This is a genomic window from Burkholderia mycopellens, assembly GCF_964265025.1.
In the GTDB taxonomy this organism is placed as follows: Bacteria; Pseudomonadota; Gammaproteobacteria; order Burkholderiales; family Burkholderiaceae; genus Burkholderia.
Genome location: NZ_OZ183802.1, coordinates 1,222,695 through 1,243,298 on the forward strand (window position 1 = coordinate 1,222,695; position 20,604 = coordinate 1,243,298).

22 protein-coding genes are annotated in these 20,604 nt (G+C 66.6%); 14 read left to right on the top strand and 8 right to left on the bottom strand.

Translation table 11 applies throughout. From position 1 onward, the window contains the following. Nucleotides 1–24: 24 nt before the first annotated feature. The 6 genes from ACPTTC_RS05765 to ACPTTC_RS05790 all read right to left on the bottom strand — a co-directional run bounded on the left by ACPTTC_RS05765 (nucleotide 25) and on the right by ACPTTC_RS05790 (nucleotide 7,239). Nucleotides 25–510, bottom strand: a complete 486-nt coding sequence (locus ACPTTC_RS05765; protein ID WP_423391818.1) for a GNAT family N-acetyltransferase — start codon at nucleotides 508–510, stop codon at nucleotides 25–27. Next, a complete protein-coding gene (locus ACPTTC_RS05770) occupies nucleotides 507–782 on the bottom strand; it encodes a hypothetical protein (RefSeq protein WP_006401288.1) in 276 nt (91 codons plus the stop codon). Before ACPTTC_RS05770 ends, ACPTTC_RS05765 begins: the two co-directional genes overlap by 4 nt. A 39-nt stretch (nucleotides 783–821) precedes the next feature. Next, nucleotides 822–2,120 carry a gephyrin-like molybdotransferase Glp gene (glp, locus tag ACPTTC_RS05775; RefSeq protein ID WP_423391819.1) on the bottom strand — a complete coding sequence of 433 codons (1,299 nt, stop codon included), beginning with the start codon at nucleotides 2,118–2,120 and terminating at the stop codon, nucleotides 822–824. Nucleotides 2,121–2,232: 112 nt separating this feature from the next. Then, entirely contained in the window at nucleotides 2,233–2,850 is a 618-nt protein-coding gene (gene mobA / locus ACPTTC_RS05780; RefSeq protein WP_423391820.1) for a molybdenum cofactor guanylyltransferase MobA, read from the bottom strand. Between the two features lie 28 nt (nucleotides 2,851–2,878). After that, nucleotides 2,879–3,991 (bottom strand): GTP 3',8-cyclase MoaA, encoded by a 1,113-nt coding sequence (gene moaA / locus ACPTTC_RS05785; RefSeq protein ID WP_226195669.1) that lies wholly within the window; start codon nucleotides 3,989–3,991, stop codon nucleotides 2,879–2,881. Between the two features lie 131 nt (nucleotides 3,992–4,122). Next, nucleotides 4,123–7,239, bottom strand: coding sequence for an Rne/Rng family ribonuclease (locus ACPTTC_RS05790; RefSeq protein WP_423391821.1), 3,117 nt, complete (start codon nucleotides 7,237–7,239; stop codon nucleotides 4,123–4,125). A 725-nt stretch (nucleotides 7,240–7,964) separates the two neighbouring features. Between ACPTTC_RS05790 and ACPTTC_RS05795 the strand changes: the two genes are divergently transcribed. Genes ACPTTC_RS05795 through ACPTTC_RS05810 form a run of 4 tightly spaced genes read left to right on the top strand, consistent with a single transcriptional unit; the run spans nucleotide 7,965 to nucleotide 11,037 of the window. Then, complete coding sequence (locus ACPTTC_RS05795) at nucleotides 7,965–8,969, top strand: RluA family pseudouridine synthase (protein WP_423393318.1); 1,005 nt, start codon at nucleotides 7,965–7,967, stop codon at nucleotides 8,967–8,969. Nucleotides 8,970–8,974: 5 nt separating this feature from the next. After that, nucleotides 8,975–9,634, top strand: a complete 660-nt coding sequence (locus ACPTTC_RS05800) for an HAD-IA family hydrolase (protein WP_069620561.1) — start codon at nucleotides 8,975–8,977, stop codon at nucleotides 9,632–9,634. Beyond that, nucleotides 9,631–10,032, top strand: a complete 402-nt coding sequence (locus ACPTTC_RS05805; RefSeq protein ID WP_043181955.1) for a Rieske (2Fe-2S) protein — start codon at nucleotides 9,631–9,633, stop codon at nucleotides 10,030–10,032. The genes ACPTTC_RS05800 and ACPTTC_RS05805 overlap by 4 nt, the downstream gene beginning before the upstream one ends. A gap of 12 nt (nucleotides 10,033–10,044) precedes the next feature. Further along, complete coding sequence (locus ACPTTC_RS05810; protein WP_423391822.1) at nucleotides 10,045–11,037, top strand: S49 family peptidase; 993 nt, start codon at nucleotides 10,045–10,047, stop codon at nucleotides 11,035–11,037. A gap of 57 nt (nucleotides 11,038–11,094) precedes the next feature. Here ACPTTC_RS05810 and ACPTTC_RS05815 read toward each other — a convergent pair whose 3' ends face one another. Both ACPTTC_RS05815 and ACPTTC_RS05820 read right to left on the bottom strand, forming a co-directional pair. Next, nucleotides 11,095–11,817, bottom strand: coding sequence for an SAM-dependent methyltransferase (locus ACPTTC_RS05815; RefSeq protein ID WP_175951714.1), 723 nt, complete (start codon nucleotides 11,815–11,817; stop codon nucleotides 11,095–11,097). After that, nucleotides 11,814–12,446, bottom strand: a complete 633-nt coding sequence (locus ACPTTC_RS05820; protein WP_423393319.1) for a Maf-like protein — start codon at nucleotides 12,444–12,446, stop codon at nucleotides 11,814–11,816. The genes ACPTTC_RS05815 and ACPTTC_RS05820 overlap by 4 nt, the downstream gene beginning before the upstream one ends. A 230-nt stretch (nucleotides 12,447–12,676) precedes the next feature. Between ACPTTC_RS05820 and ACPTTC_RS05825 the strand changes: the two genes are divergently transcribed. The 10 genes from ACPTTC_RS05825 (at nucleotide 12,677) to rpoE (ending at nucleotide 20,564) form a co-directional block, all read left to right on the top strand. Beyond that, nucleotides 12,677–13,315 carry a YceD family protein gene (locus tag ACPTTC_RS05825; RefSeq protein WP_423391823.1) on the top strand — a complete coding sequence of 213 codons (639 nt, stop codon included), beginning with the start codon at nucleotides 12,677–12,679 and terminating at the stop codon, nucleotides 13,313–13,315. A gap of 98 nt (nucleotides 13,316–13,413) precedes the next feature. After that, nucleotides 13,414–13,593 carry a 50S ribosomal protein L32 gene (gene rpmF, locus ACPTTC_RS05830; protein ID WP_006051932.1) on the top strand — a complete coding sequence of 60 codons (180 nt, stop codon included), beginning with the start codon at nucleotides 13,414–13,416 and terminating at the stop codon, nucleotides 13,591–13,593. 129 nt (nucleotides 13,594–13,722) lie between these two features. Then, complete coding sequence (gene plsX, locus ACPTTC_RS05835; protein WP_175951717.1) at nucleotides 13,723–14,829, top strand: phosphate acyltransferase PlsX; 1,107 nt, start codon at nucleotides 13,723–13,725, stop codon at nucleotides 14,827–14,829. Beyond that, nucleotides 14,830–15,819, top strand: coding sequence for a beta-ketoacyl-ACP synthase III (locus ACPTTC_RS05840; protein WP_175967219.1), 990 nt, complete (start codon nucleotides 14,830–14,832; stop codon nucleotides 15,817–15,819). Between the two features lie 83 nt (nucleotides 15,820–15,902). Next, nucleotides 15,903–16,835: an ACP S-malonyltransferase gene (gene fabD, locus ACPTTC_RS05845; RefSeq protein ID WP_423391824.1), complete on the top strand. Its 933-nt coding sequence runs from the start codon at nucleotides 15,903–15,905 to the stop codon at nucleotides 16,833–16,835. Nucleotides 16,836–16,871: 36 nt separating this feature from the next. Continuing rightward, nucleotides 16,872–17,621, top strand: a complete 750-nt coding sequence (gene fabG, locus ACPTTC_RS05850; RefSeq protein ID WP_006476504.1) for a 3-oxoacyl-ACP reductase FabG — start codon at nucleotides 16,872–16,874, stop codon at nucleotides 17,619–17,621. 144 nt (nucleotides 17,622–17,765) lie between these two features. Further along, nucleotides 17,766–18,005, top strand: coding sequence for an acyl carrier protein (acpP, locus tag ACPTTC_RS05855; RefSeq protein WP_004197638.1), 240 nt, complete (start codon nucleotides 17,766–17,768; stop codon nucleotides 18,003–18,005). 167 nt (nucleotides 18,006–18,172) lie between these two features. Next, entirely contained in the window at nucleotides 18,173–19,405 is a 1,233-nt protein-coding gene (gene fabF / locus ACPTTC_RS05860; protein WP_175951719.1) for a beta-ketoacyl-ACP synthase II, read from the top strand. Nucleotides 19,406–19,417: 12 nt separating this feature from the next. Further along, the gene (locus ACPTTC_RS05865; RefSeq protein ID WP_226195679.1) at nucleotides 19,418–19,873 is read left to right on the top strand and encodes a hypothetical protein; all 456 of its coding nucleotides are present in this window, start codon (nucleotides 19,418–19,420) and stop codon (nucleotides 19,871–19,873) included. A gap of 91 nt (nucleotides 19,874–19,964) precedes the next feature. Next, nucleotides 19,965–20,564: an RNA polymerase sigma factor RpoE gene (gene rpoE / locus ACPTTC_RS05870; protein ID WP_006490873.1), complete on the top strand. Its 600-nt coding sequence runs from the start codon at nucleotides 19,965–19,967 to the stop codon at nucleotides 20,562–20,564. Nucleotides 20,565–20,604: the final 40 nt, after the last annotated feature.

The following is a 20,604-nucleotide window of genomic DNA, read 5'->3' on the forward strand; positions in this document are numbered from 1 at the left end:
CGTGCCGGCGCGGCCTGCCCGCGATCAATGCCCGGCGAGCGTGTCCAGTGCGTCGCCCGTGACGCGAACGATGCGCCAGTCGGGCAGCACGGTTGCGCCCATCTTTTCGTAGAAATCGATCGCCGGTTGGTTCCAGTCGAGGACCGACCATTCGAAGCGCCCGCAACGTCGTTCGACGGCCAGTGCCGCGAGGTGACGCAGCATCGCGGTGCCGAGGCCCGTGCCGCGCTGCGACGGCTGTACGTACAGATCCTCGAGATAGAGGCCGCGACGGCCGAGGAACGTCGAATAATTGTGGAAGAACAGCGCATACGCGACGATCGCGCCGTCATGTTCGGCTACCCGCGCCTCGGCGGCAGGCTGCGTGCCGAACAGCGCGTCGGCGAGATCGGCTTCGGTCGCAACGAACAGGTGCGTGAGCTTCTCGAACTCCGCCAGCTCGCGCATCAGCGCGAGGATCGCGCCGACATCGCGTGCCTGCGCCGCGCGGATCAGCGGTGTGCCGCTCACGCTTCCTCCGGCGGGTCGGACAGGACGATCTCGATGCCACCGAAGCGCGATGCGACCCAGTTGTACGCGTGGCATGCGATCCACAGCAGCACGAAGCCGAGGATGGCGTTCAGCAGCAGCGCGCTCAGGATCGTGCTCAGTTCGACCATCCCGTAGCGGACGTACGCGACGAGGATGCCGAGCAGCACGATCGGCACGCTGAATGTCAGGTAGACGAGGATCAGCGCCTTGGCGGTCTGCCCCGCGGCGATCGACGAAATTTGTTTCTTCATGTGCGGATTGCCCCCGTAGAGATATACCGATAGTGGAATTCAGATCAGGCCGTCGAGCGGCAGGATGTCGACCGGGGTGCCCGCGTCGACTGCCGCGGTATCGTGGCCCAGGACGATGAAACAGTTGGCGGCCGAGAGGCCGCTCAGCGACGCGGAACTCTGCGAGCCGGCCGGTGCGACGTGCCAGCGGCCGTCGGCGGCGCGCGTCGCGATGCCGCGCAGGTAGTCGGTGCGGCCGGGGCGCGTCTTCAGCGCATGCGTGCTGAGCGCCGTGTACATCGCCGGCGGCGGAGTCTGCGCACCGGCCAGCGTCAGCAGCGCGGGGCGCACGATCGCGTAGAACGTCACGGCAGACGCGACCGGGTTGCCGGGCAGCCCGAAAAACAGCGTATGACCGGCACCGTTGGCCGCGCGTGTTAGCGTGCCGCACGCGAGCGGACGCCCGGGACGCAGCGCGAGACTCGCGAACGTCACGTCGCCGAGCCGGGCCATGACGTCGCGCGTGAAGTCGGCTTCGCCGACCGATACGCCGCCGGACGTGATCACCGCGTCGGCCTGCGCGGCGACCGCGCCGCGCAACGCGGCTTCGAGTGCGCCCGGGTCGTCGCGGACGATCCCGAGATCGACCGCATCGACCTGCAGCCTTTCGAGCATCGCGATCAGCATTCCGCGATTGCTGTCGTACAGTGCGCCGGGGCCGAGCGGCTCGCCGGGCTCGCGCAGTTCGTCGCCGGTGGAGAACACGGCGACGCGCACGCGCCGGCGCACCGAAACCTCGGTGATGCCGAACGACGCGAGCAGGCCGAGATCGGACGGCCGCAGGATGCGGCCCGCGGCAAGCGCGCACGCGCCGCGCGCGAGATCCTCGCCGGCCTTGCGGCAGTTCGCGCCGCGTGCGATGTCGTGCGCGGCGAAGTGAATCGTGTCGCCGTCGACGCGCACGCGTTCCTGCGGAATCACCGTATCGCAGCCGGACGGCATCGGCGCGCCCGTCATGATGCGCACGCATGATCCGGCGGCGGTGGCGCCGTCGAACGGATGGCCGGCGAGCGCGGTGCCGGCGACCGTCAGCGTGAGCTCCGCCTGCTGCGATGCGTGCATCTCGGCGCTGCCGTCGAACGCATAGCCGTCCATCGCCGAGTTGTCGTACGCGGGAATGTCGAACGGCGCGTTCACGTCGGCCGCGAGCACGCGATCGAGTGCGTCGCGCAGCGTCACCGTGTCACACGCGTCGACGGGCACCGCGAAGCGGCACGCGAGCGCCTGCGCGTCGGCGAGCGACAGCGGAGCATCGGAATCGGGTGCGGTTCGGGGGGCGGGCGAGGATTGCGTGATCATCAGTCGGACTGCGCCGCAAGGCGTATCGGGTTCGTGGCCGGTGGCGCGAGGAGGGTGCCTGGGCGCGGGTTTCGCGTGCGGCGGGCGCCGGGCGGGAACCGTACGGGCGCCGTCAGCGGCGGGCCAGCGCGGCGAGTTCCTGCCAGGAGTTGGCATTGTAAAACGCACGCTCGTCGTGAAACTCGACTTCGACCGTCTTGTGGCGTGCGTACCACGCACGCACCTTGCGGTCGCCGGCGGCGAGCCGGGCGGCGAGGTCGTCGGCCAGCGACGTGCGCAGCAACGCGAACGTCGGCTGCGGCGAGCGTGCCTGTCGTGCGTCGACGGTCACCGCCATGGCGATGTCGGCCTGCTGCGCGTCGAGCGCTGCCTGCAACCGTGCGACGAGGTCGGCCGGCAGATAGGGTGTATCGCACGGCGAGCACGCGACGAGCGGCGCGCGTGCCGCCCGCATGCCGGCGAGCAGGCCCGCGAGCGGGCCGGGGAAGTCGGGCGTTTCGTCCGCGACGATGCGCGCGTCGAACGGCGCACCGAGTTCGGCATAGCGATCGGCATGGCGATTCGCGCTGATCAGCGTCTCGCCGACCTGCGGCGAGAGCCGGCGCAGCACATGCAGCGCGAGTGGTGTGCCGTCGAGCAACTGCAGGCCCTTGTCGACGCCATCCATGCGTGTGGCGCGCCCGCCTGCGAGCAGCAGGCCGGCAATCGAGGGAGACGCGGAAGCAGGCATGGTAAGAGGGCGGGAAGGGCGGCGAGCATCAGCCGCCGATATACGACATCTCGACCCGCTTGCCGGCGCCGTCGGGCACGGCGTCGGCAGCCGCGCTACCGCGGAGTTGCGAATAACGGTCGGTGCGGGCCTGCCAGATGCGGGCGATCGCGGTCGCGATCTCGGCGTCGCTCGCGCCACCGCGCACGAGCGCGCGCAGGTCGTGGCCCGTCGACGCGAACAGGCACAGGTACAGCTTGCCTTCGGTGGACAGCCGCGCGCGCGTGCAGTCGCCACAGAAGGCCTGCGTGACGCTCGAAATCACGCCGATCTCGCCGCTGCCGTCCGCATAGCCCCAGCGCTGCGCGGTCTCTGCCGCCGTGTGCGGATCGAGCGGCACGAGCGGGAAGTGTTCGGCGATCCGTGCGATGACGTCCGCCGATGGCAGCACCTCGGTCATGTTCCAGCCGTTCGACGTGCCGACGTCCATGTATTCGATGAAGCGCAGGATCACGCCGGTCCCGCGGAAACGCTCGGCCATCGGCAGAATCTCGCTGTCGTTGGTGCCGCGCTTCACGACCATGTTGACCTTGACCGGCGCGAGGCCCACGGCCTGGGCCGCGAAGATGCCGTCGAGCACGTCGGCGCTCGCGAACTCGGCATCGTTCATGCGCTTGAACAACGTATCGTCGAGCGCGTCGAGGCTGACTGTCACGCGTGTGAGCCCGGCGTCCTTCAGCGCGCGCGCCTTGCGTGCGAGCAGCGAACCGTTGGTCGTGAGCGTCAGGTCGAGCGGGCGCCCGTCATGCGTGGTCAGGCGCGCGAGGCGCTCGATCAGGAATTCGAGATTCTTGCGCAGCAGCGGCTCGCCACCCGTGATGCGGATCTTCTCGACGCCGTGTGCGACAAAGAGTCGCGCCACGCGTTCGATTTCCTCGAGCGTGAGCAGCGCGCTGTGCGGCAGGAACGGGTAGTCCTTGTCGAAGACGGCGCGCGGCATGCAGTACACGCAGCGGAAGTTGCAGCGATCCGTCACCGAAATGCGCAGGTCGCGCAGCGGCCTGGCGAACGTGTCGGCCAGCGTGCCGTCCGGGGCATGCGCGACGCCGGAGACGTCCGGCATCCCGCTGACGTCGGCGAGAGGAATGATGCGTCGGGACATGTTGAAAGAAGTGCGGACCAGACCTCTATTTTAGCCGCAAGCGGCGGCCGGGTCCGGTGGGCGGAAACCCGCAGCGCGGACGTGAAAAAGCCCGCCGGAGGCGGGCTTTTCCTGGTCGGACGATGCGTCGATCAGTGATGCGTCGTTTCGACCTGCTGCATCGGGGCCGGATCGACCGGCGGCAGCACCTTGCGTTCACGCGGCACGCGAGCCGGACGCGGGAGGCGCGACGCGGCTTCCTGCGCAGCGGCGAACTTGTCGGCGTCCGTGTTCACCCAGACGAGACCGGCCTGCTCCAGCACGGTATCCAGGCTCGCCGAAGCGGGCGCGGCTGCCTGTTGGGCGGGTGCCGGTGCTGCGACGGCCTCGACCGGCGCTGCTTCGACATAGGCAGGCTCGGCAGCCGCCGGAGCGGCTTCGGTCGTCACGACCGGTGCAACTGGCTCGACGGGTGCCGGCTGCGGTGCCTCGACGGCGACAGGCGCTGCCGGCACTTCGAACGCGTCGGTCGGCGAAACCGCGACCGGCGCCGGACCGGCTTCCGTCGCGACGGCCGGTGCGATCGGTGCCGGTTCTGCTGCCGGGGCGACAACCGGTGCTTCGGCCTGCGCTGCTTCGGCATGTACCGGTGCCGCCGGCTGCGACTCGACAGCGGCCGGTGTTGCCGGTTCGGCATGGTGCTCGACCACTGCCTCGGCGACGACGGCGCTTGCCGCGGCGGCTGCCACGGCGACTGCCGGTGCGGCCGTGTGGGCCGGTTCGGCAGCAGCCGGTGCTTCCGGCGTCACGGCGTGCACCGAAACTTCGCCTTCTGCGCCTTGCTCGGCGTGGTCGACGACTGCGCCGTCTTCCTCGCGCTCGCGACGACCGCCGCGGCGGCCGCGACGGCGACGGCGACGTTCCTCGCCGTCACGCGCGCCAGCTTCCGCGTCGGCTGCCAGCTCGGCGCCGGGCAGGGCTTCTGCGAGGGCCTTGTCGGCTTCCGGTTCCGGATGGGTTTCGCCACGGGTGACGGTTTCCAGCGTTGCTGCATGCTGGGTCGGCTTGCGGCGCTCGCCGCGCTCGCGACGTTCGCCGCGTTCCTGGCGCTCACCACGACCGGCTGCTTCGACGCCTTCCGGCTGCTCGACACGTTCGCGCGGTTCGCGGTTCTCACGCGGTTCGCGCGGCTCACGGCTTTCACGCGGCTCGCGGCCTTCGCGCGGGCCACGGCCCTCGCGACCTTCACGCGGCTCACGACCCTCGCGCGGCTCGCGGCCCTCACGCGGCTCACGTGCTTCACGCGGCTCGCGTGCTTCCTTGCCTTCGCGTTCCTGGCGTTGCGGCTGGCCACGTCCGGCTGCGGCCTGGTCGCGGCCGCCTTGCGCCTGCTGGGCGCCGCCACGACGATTGCGGTTGCGATCGCCGCCGCGTTCGCCGCGCTGCTCGGACTTCTCGGTGCGTTCGCCGCGAGCCGGACGGGCTGCCTGCTCCTTCGCCGGTGCCGGAGCAACCGGTGCGGGTGCGGGCGCCGGCGACACGCCGAACAGGCCTTTCAGCCAGCCGATGAAGCCGCCGCTTGCCGGCACGACAGGCGCGGGCGCTGCAACGGGTTCGACCGGGCGCTGCGGTGCCGGGCTCGGGGCCGGACGCTCGGGCGTGATGCCCTTGACCGCGGCTTCCTGCTTCGGCTTAACTTCCGCCGCGCGCTTGCTGTAGCCGGTTTCCGACTCGAGTTCGCGGGCTGCTTCCTCGGCCATCTTCCAGGACGCGCGCGGGTCGTCGAGACGTGCGTCGTCGTGGCGCAGGCGCTCGAGCTTGTAGTGCGGCGTATCGAGGTGCTTGTTCGGGATCAGCACGATGCCGACCTTGAAGCGCGACTCGATCTTGTTGATTTCCTGACGCTTTTCGTTGAGCAGGAAGGCGGTCACCTCGACCGGCACCTGGCAGTGGATCGCCGCGGTGTTTTCCTTCATTGCCTCTTCCTGAATGATCCGCAGGACCTGCAGCGCGGACGATTCGGTATCGCGGATGTGGCCGGTGCCGTTACAACGCGGGCAGGTCACGTGGCTGCCTTCCGACAGGGCCGGACGCAGGCGCTGGCGCGACAGTTCCATCAGGCCGAAACGGGAGATCTTGCCCATCTGGACGCGCGCGCGGTCATGCTTGAGCGCGTCTTTCAGGCGCTGCTCGACTTCGCGCTGGCTCTTCGCCGATTCCATGTCGATGAAATCGATCACGATCAGGCCGCCGAGGTCGCGCAGGCGCAGCTGGCGGGCGACTTCGTCGGCCGCTTCGAGGTTCGTGCGGGTGGCCGTTTCCTCGATGTCCGCGCCCTTGGTCGCGCGTGCCGAGTTCACGTCGATCGCGACGAGTGCTTCGGTGTGGTCGATCACGATCGCGCCGCCCGACGGCAGCGGCACCGTGCGCGAGTACGCAGTCTCGATCTGGTGCTCGATCTGGAAGCGGGAGAACAGCGGCACGTCGTCGTGGTAGCGCTTCACCTTCGCGACGTTGTCCGGCATCACGATGTCCATGAATGCGCGGGCCTGATCGTGAATTTCGTTCGTGTCGATCAGGATTTCGCCGATATCGGGCTGGAAATAGTCCCGGATCGCGCGGATCACGAGGCTCGATTCCAGGTAGATCAGCATCGGCTGGCCGGCGTTGCCGCTTTGCGACGCCGCTTCGATCGCGCGCCACAGTTGCAGCAGGTAGTTCAGGTCCCACTGCAGTTCCTCGGCGCTGCGGCCGATGCCCGCGGTACGGGCGATCATGCTCATGCCGTCCGGGATCTGCAGTTGCGCCATCGTTTCGCGTAGTTCCTGACGCTCGTCACCTTCGATCCGGCGCGACACGCCGCCGCCGCGAGGGTTGTTCGGCATCAGCACCAGATAGCGGCCGGCGAGCGAAATGAACGTGGTGAGGGCTGCGCCCTTGTTGCCGCGCTCTTCCTTCTCGACCTGGACGATCAGTTCCTGACCTTCGCGCAGGGCGTCCTGAATGCGCGCGGAGCGCATGTCGATGCCTTCCTTGAAGTACTGGCGGGCGACTTCCTTGAACGGCAGGAAGCCGTGGCGGTCTTCGCCGTAGTTGACGAAGCACGCTTCGAGCGACGGCTCGATACGGGTGATGACACCTTTGTAGATATTGCCTTTGCGCTGTTCGCGCCCGGCTGTCTCGATGTCGATGTCGATGAGCTTCTGCCCATCTACGATGGCGACGCGCAGCTCCTCTTGCTGCGTCGCATTGAACAGCATGCGTTTCATGAACGACTCCAGGCGGCTCTACTGGCGGCGCCTCGCGGTTGTCAGTCGCGAGGGCGGGAACGACGGCAGGCCGCGCCTTGTTGTGTTGTCACAAGCACGCTGGAGCGGGAACGATGGCGGGGAGAATTGCCTGAAGAGGCGCTTGGGCCCGAAAGACGGGGCCGGCGGCCATAGGGCACCTGCGAACACGGCTTCAAAGCACGGCGTCCACACACCGCACGCTGTCAAAGCGCGCTAAGCCTGAGGCCGGGCACTGCCGCGGGGCGCGTCGTCATGCGACGCGCGTGCCAACGGGCGGCAGATGCTGCGGCTTGGGCCGCAGCGGGGAGTATCGAATCCAGCCCGACTTTCCCGCCTGGGGTGTACTTCCCTGGTTTGACGTCGCCAGGCCCCACACGCTTCGTGGAGCCAAATCGGGCGCAACGCCGTAATTTTCGCAACCAGCAGCCTGCCCGGACGCACTTCGCGCCGTCGGGCTGCCAATCAAATTCTTTTCAACCAACTTTCCGTTACCGCGGCGCCTTGCCGACCGAATCCGCCTGTGGGCGCGATCCTTGCCGACGGGCGGCGCCGTGCGTGCAACTTGCTGCTTCTCTTTGATTAGGGGCGAGCAGCAGACCCCCGGCGCAAGTAAAATAGCGGTTTGCGCTTGCGCCTTGCCCGGTTGGTCCGGGCCGGCCGGTGAGGCCGCCCGCAACGTCTGGCTGGGCAAAATTATATTCAGTATGAACGAGTTAGGCAAAATATCCCAGAATTCGGTCGCAAGCGGCCAGGTATCGATGCTCGAGATCGACGAAAGCTCGGTCGGTCAGCGTATCGACAACTTCCTGTTGCGCGTCTGTAAAGGCGTGCCGAAAAGCCATATTTACAGGATCCTGCGCAGCGGCGAAGTGCGCGTGAATAAGGGCCGGGTCGATGCGCAGTACCGGCTCGCGTTCGGCGACATCGTCCGCGTGCCGCCCATACGCGTGGCCGCAGCCGACCTCGCGCGCGCCGAAGCCACCATCGTGCCGCCCGCGCACTTCGACGTGCTGTTCGAGGACGACGCGATGCTCGTCATCAACAAGCCGGCAGGGGTCGCCGTTCACGGCGGCAGCGGCGTCGCGTTCGGCGTGATCGAGCAGATGCGCCAGGCGCGCCCGCGCGCGAAATTCCTCGAACTCGTGCACCGGCTGGACCGCGAGACGTCCGGGATCCTGATGCTCGCGAAGAAGCGCACGGCGCTGGTGGGCCTGCACGAACAGATTCGCGAGAACAAGATGGACAAGCGCTACTTCGCGTGCGTCCACGGTGAATGGCAGTCCGACTGGGGGCGTCGCCGCGCGGTGAAGGCGCCGCTGTTCAGGTATTCGACCCCGGAAGGGGAGCGGCGCGTGCGTGTGCAGGACGACGGGCTGCCGTCGCATACGGTGTTCAACCTCGTCGACCTTTGGCCTGAGTACGCCCTTCTCGAAGCGGAACTCAAAACGGGTCGGACCCATCAGATCCGTGTGCACCTCGCGCATCTCGGCCTGCCGATCGCCGGCGACGCCAAGTATGGCGATTTCGCACTGAACAAGGCGCTGGCGCGCGCGAATGCGCAGCCGTCGTTGAAACGGATGTTCCTGCATGCGTACCGGCTGCGGCTGGCCCACCCGCTGACCGGTGAGGCACTGCAGTTCGATGCGCCGCTGCCGGACGAATGCCGGCGCTTCCTCGATCAACTCAGCGCATTGCGCGATACCGCCTGAACCGCATGGCTCGACAGCAATTTGACCTGATCGTCTTCGACTGGGACGGCACGCTGATGGATTCGACTGCGCACATCGCGCACAGCATCCAGGCGGCATGCCGCGATCTCGGCCTGCCCACGCCGTCCGACGAGGCGTCGCGCTACGTGATCGGCCTCGGCCTGCGCGATGCGCTGCAGATTACGGCTCCGACCCTCGATCCGTCCGACTATGCGCGGCTCGCCGAGCGCTACCGCTACCACTATCTGCTCGACGACCAGCGCATCGAGTTGTTCGCCGGCGTGCGGGAACTGCTCGCCGAGCTGCGCGACACGGGCTACTTGCTTGCCGTTGCAACCGGCAAGGGGCGAGTCGGGCTGAACCGCGTACTCGACCAGTCGAAGCTGACGAGCCTGTTCGATGCGACGCGCTGCGCCGACGAAACCTTCTCGAAACCCCATCCGGCGATGTTGCACGAGCTGTCCCGGGAATTGGGGCAGGACCTGTCGCGCACCGTGATGATCGGCGACACGACGCACGACCTGCAGATGGCCGCGAGTGCCGGGGCGGCCGGCGTCGGCGTCGCGTACGGCGCGCACACGGCCGACGCACTGGCCGCGCTCGCGCCGCGCTTCGTCGCGCCGGACGTCGGCGCGCTGGCCGCATGGCTGCGGGAGCACGCATGAGCGCGGCGCCGGACGCCGTGCGCGTGTGCGCATCGGATGCCCTGGCCGACGGCGGCGCCGGCGTGCGCGTCGACGCGACTCTGCGCGGCGAGCAGGCTGTCGTGTTCTTCGTGCGCTACGAGGGCCAGGCATACGGTTACCTGAATCGCTGCGCGCATGTGCCGATGGAACTCGACTGGGCAGAAGGGCAGTTCTTCGAATCGTCGGGCCTCTATCTGATGTGCGCGACGCACGGCGCGATCTACGAGCCGAATACCGGCAAGTGCGTCGGCGGCCCGTGCCGTGGCGGCCGCCTGCGGCCGGTGGAGGTCGACGAGCGCGACACGTCCGACGGGCGTGCGGTATTCTGGGTGCCGGACGCTGACCTGCGTCCCGCCGTTCCCGCCACGACCGACTAACGACGACACTGCATGGCCGACCAACCGAATTCCCCGGATTCCTCCTCCCGTCCCGACAGCCGTGAACCGAACTGGGAGCGTGCGGCGCTCGAGCGGATCGCGCTCGCGGCCGTCAAGGAGCAGCGCGCGGCGCGGCGCTGGAAGATTTTCTTCCGCTTCGCGTTCCTCGCCGTGTTCGTGCTGTTCGCGTTCGCGTTGATCGATTTCTCGAGCGATTCGAAGTTCTCGGCGAGCGGGCGGCATACGGCGCTCGTGACGATCGACGGCGAGATCGCGGCCGGCGTCAACGCAAACGCCGACGACATCAACACGGCGCTCGATGCGGCGTTCGACGACGACGGCACGGCCGGTGTCGTGCTGCGGATCAACAGCCCGGGCGGCAGCCCGGTGCAGGCCGGAATGGTCTACGACGAGATTCGCCGGCTGCGCGCGAAGTATCCGGACAAGCCGCTGTACGTCGTCGTGACCGACATGTGCGCATCGGGTGGCTACTACATCGCGTCTGCGGCCGACAAGATCTTCGTCGACAAGGCGAGCATCGTCGGATCGATCGGCGTGCTGATGGACGGGTTCGGCTTTACTGGGCTGATGGGCAAGCTCGGCGTCGAGCGGCGTTTGCATACGTCGGGCGAAAACAAGGGCTTCTACGACCCGTTCTCGCCGGAAACGCCGAAGATGGACGCGCATGCGCAGGCATTGCTCGACCAGGTGCACGCGCAATTCATCAAGGCCGTGAAGGATGGCCGCGGCAAGCGGCTGCACGAGACGCCCGACATGTTTTCGGGCCTGTTCTGGACCGGCGAGAAGAGCGTCGAGCTCGGGCTTGCAGATGGCTACGGCACGACCGACACGGTCGCGCGCGACGTGCTGAAGGCGCCTGATCTCGTCGACTATACGGTGAAGGAAAGCCTGACGAACCGCGTCGCGCGCAAGTTTGGCGCGGCCGTCGGCGGCGCCGCGATGAAGGCGCTGACGGCCGGCGGCGCATCGGTCAGCTTGCGCTGACCAGAAGCGGGCGGGCCGCGATGGCCCGCCGTTCACCCGGCGGATCGCCTCCTGCGTTCAGTTCGCCAACAGCAGGAAGATGGCAGGGCGCTTGTGCAGATTCGGTGCAGGCGCCTTTTTCCAGTCTGCTACGGTACGGCTCGCGATCGTCTCGGTTGCGAGGGTCAGGTCGGCCGCGACGCAGATCTGCGTCGACGGTGCGCAGGTCGCGACCAGCGTGTCGAGCATCGCGTGATTCCGGTATGGCGTTTCGATGAAGATCTGCGTCTGGCGCGCCTTGCGTGACAGTTGCTCGAGTTCGCGCAGGCGTTTGGCGCGCGCGGCCGCGTCGACCGGCAGGTAGCCGTTGAACGCGAAGCTCTGGCCGTTCAGGCCCGATGCCATCAGTGCAAGCAGGATCGAACTCGGCCCGACGAGCGGCACGACCTTCACACCGCGCTCGTGCGCGCGGCGCACCAACAATGCACCGGGGTCGGCGACGGCCGGGCAGCCGGCTTCGGACACGAGGCCGGCGTCTGCGCCGGCGAGCACGGGCGCGAGGAGCCGGTCGATTTCGCCGGCCGGCGTGTTGACGTTCAACTCGCGGATCTCGATTTCCTGGATCGGGCGCGTCGTGCCGATCTTCTTCAGAAACGCGCGCGTCGTCTTCGCGTTCTCGCCGATGTAATAGCCGAGCGTGCCGGCGCGCGCCTGTACGGCTGCGGGCAGGACGGCCGCGAGCATCGATTCGTCGCCTTCGCCGAGCGTGTTCGGGACGAGGTAAAGCGTGCCGGCGGTCATGCGCGGTCTCCACGGGTGGTTGCAAACAACGGATATTCGACGGCGCGCAGCATGCGCGTGAGCGCGATCAGCGGCAGGCCGACGAGCGCGGTCGGGTCGTTCGAGTCGATCGCGTCGAGCAGGGCGATGCCGAGCCCTTCGGACTTTGCGCTACCGGCGACGTCGTACGGCGTTTCCGCGCGCAGGTACGCGTCGAGTTCGGCCTCGGGCAGCGAGCGAAAGCGTACGCGCGTGACGATGTCCTCAACCTGTGCCTCGCCCGTCCGGCTGTCGTACAGGCAAAGCGCGCTGTGGAATTCGACTTCGCGGCCCTGCATCGACACGAGTTGCGCAAGCGCGCGTTCATGGGTGCCGGGCTTGCCGATCTGGAGGCCGTCGAAGGTCGCGACCTGGTCCGACCCGATCACGAGCACGCCGTCCGGCGCGTCGATCGTCGCGGCGACGGCGCGCGCTTTTGCCCCGGCGAGCCGCAGGGCGGTCGCGGCCGGCGTTTCGCCGTCGTGCGGGGTTTCATCGAGGTCGGGCGACACGACGTCGAAGGGGATGCCGAGGCGCTCAAGGAGCGCGCGGCGGTAGCGTGAACTGGAGGCAAGAATCAGCCGCGGTGGGCGGCAAACGGTATCCGGCATGGTCGGTTGGATCGGTGAGTCGTCGGGAGTTGCGCAGCGTTGTGCGGACGCAAGCTTAAGTGATTGACCGCAAAAGGTAAAACAGGTATGCTTTCCCGCTTTTCGTCGGCAGGCTTCCGTTGTGGTGGCGCCTGCCGGTTCTTCGGAAGAAAAGTACGTCATCCGCGGATGAGTCGTACGCGAGCGGTGCCAAGCCGGATCCGCAAGTCAGCCTGTAGGCAGGAGCGCACATGAACACTTCTTCTTCTGGCAAACCTGCCGCGGCGCTTGATCCGCATGCAATCGACCTGTTCGAGTTCGCCCGCAGCGGGCGGCAGGCTGCCGGTGCGGTGCGCCTCTCGCAACTGCCGCGCATGTTAAACGAAGTGCCTGCGGACGCGCCAGATCGCGACACGGTCTTCACATGGCAGGCGGAGGGGTTCACCCAGAAGGAGTTGCAGGACGACGGCACCGACGGGCAGCAGCCGTATTTGCGCCTTGCGGTGCACGGCCATGCGTGGCTCACGTGCCAGCGCTGCATGACCCCGTACGACCAGACGTTCGACGTCGACATGACGTACCGGGTGGTCGCGACCGAAGAAGAGGCTGAAGAATTTCCGCTCGACGACGATGAAGCCGATGTGATCGTGGGCTCACGCCAGTTCGATCTCGTCGACTTGATCGAAGAGGAGTTGCTGCTTTCGTTGCCGCTCGTGCCCAAGCACGAGGTTTGCCCGGCAGTTCACGAAAGCCTCGTGTCGGGTGCGAGCGGTCCCGTGGAAGAGGCGGACGAAGAGTCCGGCGAAGCCGGGGACGAAGGCAAACGGCCGAATCCGTTCGCAGCGCTGGAAGCGCTGAAGAAGGACGGTGACGGCACCAAGAAACACTAAGCAGTTGTGGCGCGGGAAGGCGTAAAGGCTTTGGGCCAGGGTAGTTAAGCGCCGGATCGGGCTGTGTTAGAATCCGGAAAATTATTTAGGAGTTAGTCATGGCAGTCCAGCAAAACAAGAAGTCGCCGTCGAAGCGCGGCATGCATCGTTCGCACGATTTCCTGACGGCAGCGCCGCTGGCAGTCGAGCCGAGCACGGGTGAAGTGCACCTGCGTCACCACGTCAGCCCGAACGGCTACTACCGCGGTAAGAAAGTCGTCAAGACGAAGAACGACTAAGCGTCAAGTCACGCGTTGCGCGCTACGCTTGCCGTTCGCGTGACAACTGGTTCGCTTGACACTTTCCTGGCTCAACAAAAAGGCGGCATTCAACTGCCGCTTTTTTGTGCCTGAAATTCGTCGCATTCCATGACCGTAAAGCTCACAATCGATTGCATGGGAGGCGACCACGGCCCGTCCGTGACCGTTCCCGCGGCAGTCAAGTTCGTCCGCGCGCATCCCGATGCGCACCTGATGCTCGTCGGCATCGAAAGCGCGATCCGCGCTCAGCTGAAAAAGCTGAAAGCCCTCGACGATCCCGCGCTGACCATCGTTCCCGCCACCGAAGTCGTGGCGATGGACGACCCTGTCGAAGTGGCGCTGCGCAAGAAGAAGGATTCTTCGATGCGCGTCGCACTCAATCACGTCAAGGAAGGCGCCGCGCAGGCCTGCATCTCCGCCGGTAATACCGGCGCGCTGATGGCCGTTTCCCGTTACGTACTCAAGACGCTGCCCGGCATCGAGCGGCCCGCGATCGCGTTCGCTCTGCCGAACCCGACCGGCTACACGATGATGCTGGACCTCGGCGCGAACGTCGACTGCGAACCGCAGCACCTGCTGCAGTTCGCGGAAATGGGGCACGCGCTCGTGGCCGCGCTCGAAGGCAAGGAGCGTCCGACGATCGGCCTGCTGAACATCGGTGAAGAGGTGATCAAGGGCAACGAGACGATCAAGCGCGCGGGAGAACTGCTGCGCGCCAGCACGCTCAATTTCCGCGGCAACGTCGAAGGCAACGACATCTACAAGGGCACGGTCGACGTGATCGTGTGCGACGGCTTCGTCGGCAATGTCGCGCTGAAGACGTCCGAGGGGCTCGCGCAGATGCTGTCCGACATCATCCGCGAGGAGTTCGGCCGTTCGCTGATGTCGAAGCTGATGGCGCTGCTCGCGCTGCCTGTCCTGATGCGTTTCAAGAAGCGCGTCGACCACCGCCAGTACAACGGCGCGGCGCTGCTGGGGCTGAAAAGCCTCGTGATCAAGAGCCACGGTTCGGCCGATGCCTACGCGTTTGAGTGGGCGATCAAACGCGGGTATGATGCCGTCAAAAACGGCGTGCTGGAGCGCCTTGCGCGCGCGATGGCGGATAATTCAGTATCGCTCGGCGAAGGCGAACACGACACGGGCGGCGCGGGCCATGCAAGCCCCGCCGCAGGCCATCACGCCGAACCTTCCGCTGCGCAATCCTCTAAAGCATAAATGGCCCAATCGACTCTCTATTCCCGCGTGCTCGGCACGGGCAGCTACCTGCCGCCTGACCGCGTCACGAACCAGCAGTTGGCCGATCGCCTTGCGAAGGAAGGCATCGAGACGAGCGATGAATGGATCGTTGCGCGCACGGGTATCCATGCGCGCCATTTCGCCGCACCGGACGTCACGACCAGCGACCTCGCGCTCGAGGCGTCGCGTCGAGCGATCGAAGCCGCCGGCATCGATCCGCAGTCGATCGACCTGATCATCGTCGCGACTTCGACCCCCGATTTCGTGTTCCCGAGCACCGCGTGTCTGCTGCAGAACAAGCTCGGCATCAAGAACGGCGGCGCGGCATTCGACGTGCAGGCCGTGTGTTCGGGTTTCGCGTATGCGATGGCGACGGCTGACAGCTTCATCCGCAGCGGCCAGCACCGCACGGCGCTGGTCGTCGGTGCGGAGACGTTCTCGCGCATTCTCGACTTCAAGGACCGCACGACCTGCGTGCTGTTCGGCGACGGCGCCGGCGCGGTGATCCTGTCCGCGTCGGAGGAGCCGGGCGTGCTCGGCAGCGCGCTGCACGCGGACGGCAGCTATTCGCACATCCTCTGCACGCCGGGTAACGTCAACCGCGGCGTGATCGAAGGCAGCGCGTTCCTGTACATGGACGGGCAGGCCGTGTTCAAGCTCGCGGTCAACGTGCTCGAGAAGGTCGCGATCGAGGCGCTCGCGAAGGCGAATCTCGCGCCCGAGCAGATCGACTGGCTGATTCCGCACCAGGCCAACATCCGCATCATGACCAGCACCTGCCGCAAGCTCGGCCTGCCGCAGGAACGCATGGTCGTGACGGTCGACCAGCACGGCAACACGTCGGCCGCGTCGATCCCGCTGGCGCTCGACACCGCGGTGCGCGACGGTCGCATCCAGCGTGGCCAGCACGTGCTGATCGAAGGCGTCGGCGGCGGCTTCACCTGGGGCGCGTCGGTCTTCCGCTACTGATCCGCGGCGCGCGACTGCTGCGCGCGGATCCCATCGGCGCGCCATTCGTGCGCGCCGTCCGAATCGATTCAATTGGGGACGATATGAAATTTGCATTCGTTTTTCCGGGGCAGGGCTCGCAGGCGGTCGGCATGCTCAACGCATTCGCCGATCAGGCCGTCGTGCGCGAGACACTCCAGGAAGCGTCCGATGCACTCAATCAGGATCTCGGCAAGCTGATCGCCGAAGGCCCGGCCGAAGAACTGAACCTCACCACCAACACGCAGCCCGTGATGCTGACCGCGGCCTATGCGTGCTATCGCGCGTGGCAGCAGGCAGGGGGCCCGGCGCCGGCGATCGTCGCCGGCCACAGCCTCGGTGAATACACGGCGCTCGTCGCTGCGGGCGCGCTCGCGTTCAAGGACGCCGTGCCGCTCGTGCGCTTCCGCGCGCAGGCGATGCAGACGGCCGTGCCGGTCGGCCAGGGCGGCATGGCCGCGATTCTGGGTCTCGATGACGACACGGTGCGCGCGGTCTGCGCCGAAGCCGCGGAAGCGGGCGTCGTCGAAGCGGTGAACTTCAATGCCCCCGCACAGGTCGTTATCGCAGGCAACAAGGCCGCGGTCGAAAAGGCCTGCGAGATCGCGAAGGCGAAGGGCGCGAAGCGCGCACTGCCGCTGCCGGTGTCGGCGCCGTTCCATTCGTCGCTGCTCAAGCCGGCGTCGGACCAGCTGCGCGACTATCTCGCGAACGTCGACGTCAAGGCGCCGCAGATTCCGGTCGTCAACAACATCGACGTCGCCGTGGTCAGCGATCCGGCTGCGATCAAGGATGCGCTGGTGCGCCAGGCCGCGGGCCCGGTGCGCTGGGTCGAGTGCGTGCGGCACATCGCCGGCACGGGCGTCACGCATGTGATCGAGTGCGGTCCGGGCAAGGTGCTCGCGGGCCTGACGAAGCGCATCGACGGCAACCTGACGGGCGCGTCGGTATTCGATCCGGCTTCGCTCGACGAAGCGCTCAAGCTGGTGACCGCCTGACGCGGCGCCATTTCTCAAGAGACGGATATTCGATTCATGGACAAGACTCTCGATAAACAGGTTGCGATCGTCACCGGCGCGTCGCGCGGCATCGGCCGTTCGATCGCGCTCGAACTCGCGCGCCTGGGCGCGACGGTGATCGGCACGGCGACGAGCGAGTCGGGCGCCGCTGCGATCACGGCCGCGTTCGCGGAAGCGGGCGTCACGGGCCGCGGTGCGGTGCTGAACGTCAACGACGCGGCAGCCGCCGAGGCGCTGATCGACGCGACCGTGAAGGAATTCGGCGCGCTGAACGTGCTCGTCAACAACGCGGGCATCACGCAGGACCAGCTCGCGATGCGGATGAAGGACGAGGACTGGGACGCGGTGATCGACACCAACCTGAAGTCGGTGTTCCGCCTGTCGCGCGCGGTGCTGCGCCCGATGATGAAGGCACGCGGCGGCCGCATCATCAACATCACGTCGGTGGTCGGCTCGGCCGGCAACCCGGGTCAGGTCAACTACGCGGCTGCGAAGGCCGGCGTGGCGGGCATGACGCGTGCGCTCGCGCGTGAAATCGGCAGCCGCGGCATCACCGTGAACTGCGTGGCGCCGGGCTTCATCGACACCGACATGACGAAGACGCTGCCGGAAGAACAGCAGGCCGCGCTCAAGACCCAGATTCCGCTCGGCCGCCTCGGCAGCCCGGAAGACATCGCCCATGCCGTCGCGTTCCTCGCATCGCCGCAAGCCGGTTACATCACCGGTACGACGCTGCACGTGAACGGCGGCATGTACATGTCGTAACGATTTTCGTTTACCATCCGCGCCGTATCCCGTTTTTCAAGCGGATCGGCGCTTGATCGACCATCAAGCCAACGCGCGTTTTCGCGTCAGCAAACCTGATAAAATGCGCGCACTTGTAAATCTGAACTTTCCCTCGGAGGGGTAATGGACAACATCGAACAACGTGTCAAGAAGATCGTCGCTGAACAACTGGGCGTCGCGGAAGCCGAGATCAAGAACGAAGCTTCGTTCGTGAACGATCTGGGTGCCGACTCGCTCGACACGGTCGAACTGGTGATGGCTCTGGAAGACGAGTTCGGCATGGAAATCCCGGACGAAGAAGCAGAGAAGATCACGACCGTTCAGCAAGCAATCGACTACGCTCGCGCAAACGTCAAGGCGTAACGAGCGCCTTTCGCGCTTGTCCGCCACGTCGCCGCGATCTTCGCGATTGACGCGCCATCCTGCCGGCTTCGCGCCGGACGGACTAACAGCCACAGGGCTCGCAGGGCTGGTTCCTGTGGCCACTGTGGCTTTTGTTTTTGTCATCCAATAATGGAAAAGAGGTTACCGTGAGCCGCCGTCGTGTTGTTGTTACAGGCCTGGGGCTGATTTCGCCTGTTGGCAATAATGTTGCCGACGGCTGGGCCAATCTCGTCGCCGGCAAGTCCGGTATTGCCACCGTCACGAAGTTCGATCCGTCGAACCTTGCCGTCCACTTCGCTGGCGAAGTGAAGGGTTTCGTCGCCGAGGAGTACATCCCGGCGAAGGAAGCCCGGAACATGGATACGTTCATCCATTACGGCATTGCCGCCGGCATCCAGGCCGTCAAGGACAGCGGGCTGGAAGTGACCGAAGCCAATGCGGAACGCATCGGCGTGCTGGTCGGTTCCGGCATCGGCGGCCTGCCGATGATCGAAGATACGCACCAGACCTACGTCGATCGCGGCGCGCGCCGGATTTCGCCGTTCTTCGTGCCGGGTTCGATCATCAACATGATCTCGGGTCACCTGAGCATCATGTTCGGCCTGAAGGGACCGAACCTCGCGGCCGTGACGGCCTGTACGACCGGCCTGCACAGCATCGGCCTCGCCGCGCGCCTGATCCAGGCAGGCGACGCCGACGTGATGGTCGCGGGTGGCGCTGAATCGACGGTGTCGCCGCTCGGCATCGGCGGTTTCGCGGCAGCGCGTGCGCTGTCGACCCGCAACGACGATCCGGCCAGCGCATCCCGTCCGTGGGACAAGGACCGCGACGGCTTCGTGCTGGGCGAGGGTGCCGGCGTGATGGTGCTCGAGGAGTACGAAGCGGCGAAGGCACGCGGTGCGAAGATCTACGCGGAAGTCTCGGGCTTCGGCATGACGGGGGACGCGTACCACATGACCGCGCCGAACATGGACGGCCCGCGCCGCTGCATGGTCGCGGCACTGCGCGACGCCGGCGTGAACGCGGACGAGGTCCAGTACCTGAACGCGCACGGCACGTCGACGCCGCTGGGCGACAAGAATGAGTCCGACGCGGTGAAGGCGGCCTTCGGCGAGCATGCGTACAAGATCGTCGTGAACTCGACGAAGTCGATGACGGGCCACCTGCTGGGCGGCGCGGGCGGCCTCGAATCGGTGTTCACGGTGCTGGCGCTGCACAACAACGTGTCGCCGCCGACCATCAACATCTTCAACCAGGACCCGGAGTGCGATCTCGATTACTGCGCGAACACCGCGCGTGACATGAAGATCGACGTCGCCGTGAAGAACAACTTCGGCTTCGGCGGTACCAACGGCACGCTGGTGTTCAAGCGCGTCTGACGCCGCAATCGCTTGACGAGTCCATTCGATGCTCCGGCCGGGCGTCCGCAGCGCTTTGCGTTGCGGGCCTCGGCCGTGTTGTATCTCGTGCTGGCCGTGTTTGTCGCGTCAGCTACCGCGTCGGCCTACCTGTTCTGGGCGCCGCGCGCGGGCGCTGCCGCCGGCGCAGGCGTGTCGGCCATGACGGCCGCGCTGCTGGCCGTGTGCGCTGCGCGGGCTTGTGCCCGCCGGCTGCCGGCCGAGTTGCAGATCGACGCATTCGGGGAAGTCGCGGCGTTTGGCCGCACCGGGCGCCTGCTGGCCCGCGGCCGCGTGACGGGTCATGCGCACTGGAGCAGCCTGTTGCTGGTGCTGTCGGTCGGGCAGGGTGCCCGGCGGGCCCGGCCGCTGCTGATTCCGGCCGATGCGCTCGACGCCGCATCGTTCAGCGCGCTTTCCGTGCTGGCGAGAACGGCGGGGCGGGCGTGACGGCGGCGCGGTTACCGACCGTAACCAGCGGCCGGCGCGGGAACGCTACAATATCGCTCCGCGTTGCATCCCTAGTTAACGGATTTGTCAGGTGAGTGAAAAAGAAATCGATCAGGCTCTGGTCGAGCGCGTACAGAAGGGCGACAAGGCAGCGTTCGAACTCCTGGTCTCCAAATACCACCGCAAGATCATTCGGCTGATCTCGCGCCTCGTGCGGGATCCCGCCGAGGTCGAGGATGTGGCCCAGGACGCGTTCATCAAGGCGTATCGTGCGCTGCCGCAATTCCGCGGCGAATCGGCGTTCTATACGTGGTTGTACCGAATTGCCGTCAACACGGCGAAGAACTACCTTGCGACGCAAGGCCGCCGGGCGCCGACCTCGACCGAGGCCGACGCGGAGGAAGCGGAAACTTTCTCCGACGCAGACCAACTAAGGGATATCAACACGCCTGAATCGATGTTGATGAGCAAGCAGATTGCCGAGACGGTCAACGCTGCAATGGCTCTGCTGCCCGAAGAACTGCGTCAGGCAATTACGCTGCGCGAGATCGAGGGCCTGAGCTACGAAGAGATCGCGGAAATGATGGGCTGTCCGATCGGGACGGTCCGGTCGCGGATCTTCCGTGCACGCGAGGCAATCGCTGCCAAATTGCGTCCGCTGCTCGATACGCCGGAAGGCAAGCGCTGGTAAGCGCGACAGGCGGAGCGACGCGGGTCGGGGTCTAGTTACG

Excerpts from the sequence above, each read along its gene's own strand:
- ACPTTC_RS05770 (WP_006401288.1), bottom strand. The coding sequence starts at position 782 with ATGAAGAAACAAATTTCGTCGATCGCCGCGGGGCAGACCGCCAAGGCG.
- glp (WP_423391819.1), bottom strand. The coding sequence starts at position 2,120 with ATGATCACGCAATCCTCGCCCGCCCCCCGAACCGCACCCGATTCCGAT.
- mobA (WP_423391820.1), bottom strand. The coding sequence starts at position 2,850 with ATGCCTGCTTCCGCGTCTCCCTCGATTGCCGGCCTGCTGCTCGCAGGC.
- moaA (WP_226195669.1), bottom strand. The coding sequence starts at position 3,991 with ATGTCCCGACGCATCATTCCTCTCGCCGACGTCAGCGGGATGCCGGAC.
- ACPTTC_RS05790 (WP_423391821.1), bottom strand. The coding sequence starts at position 7,239 with ATGAAACGCATGCTGTTCAATGCGACGCAGCAAGAGGAGCTGCGCGTC.
- ACPTTC_RS05795 (WP_423393318.1), top strand. The coding sequence starts at position 7,965 with ATGAACGAGTTAGGCAAAATATCCCAGAATTCGGTCGCAAGCGGCCAG.
- ACPTTC_RS05800 (WP_069620561.1), top strand. The coding sequence starts at position 8,975 with ATGGCTCGACAGCAATTTGACCTGATCGTCTTCGACTGGGACGGCACG.
- ACPTTC_RS05805 (WP_043181955.1), top strand. The coding sequence starts at position 9,631 with ATGAGCGCGGCGCCGGACGCCGTGCGCGTGTGCGCATCGGATGCCCTG.
- ACPTTC_RS05810 (WP_423391822.1), top strand. The coding sequence starts at position 10,045 with ATGGCCGACCAACCGAATTCCCCGGATTCCTCCTCCCGTCCCGACAGC.
- ACPTTC_RS05815 (WP_175951714.1), bottom strand. The coding sequence starts at position 11,817 with ATGACCGCCGGCACGCTTTACCTCGTCCCGAACACGCTCGGCGAAGGC.
- ACPTTC_RS05820 (WP_423393319.1), bottom strand. The coding sequence starts at position 12,446 with ATGCCGGATACCGTTTGCCGCCCACCGCGGCTGATTCTTGCCTCCAGT.
- ACPTTC_RS05825 (WP_423391823.1), top strand. The coding sequence starts at position 12,677 with ATGAACACTTCTTCTTCTGGCAAACCTGCCGCGGCGCTTGATCCGCAT.
- rpmF (WP_006051932.1), top strand. The coding sequence starts at position 13,414 with ATGGCAGTCCAGCAAAACAAGAAGTCGCCGTCGAAGCGCGGCATGCAT.
- plsX (WP_175951717.1), top strand. The coding sequence starts at position 13,723 with ATGACCGTAAAGCTCACAATCGATTGCATGGGAGGCGACCACGGCCCG.
- ACPTTC_RS05840 (WP_175967219.1), top strand. The coding sequence starts at position 14,830 with ATGGCCCAATCGACTCTCTATTCCCGCGTGCTCGGCACGGGCAGCTAC.
- fabD (WP_423391824.1), top strand. The coding sequence starts at position 15,903 with ATGAAATTTGCATTCGTTTTTCCGGGGCAGGGCTCGCAGGCGGTCGGC.
- fabG (WP_006476504.1), top strand. The coding sequence starts at position 16,872 with ATGGACAAGACTCTCGATAAACAGGTTGCGATCGTCACCGGCGCGTCG.
- acpP (WP_004197638.1), top strand. The coding sequence starts at position 17,766 with ATGGACAACATCGAACAACGTGTCAAGAAGATCGTCGCTGAACAACTG.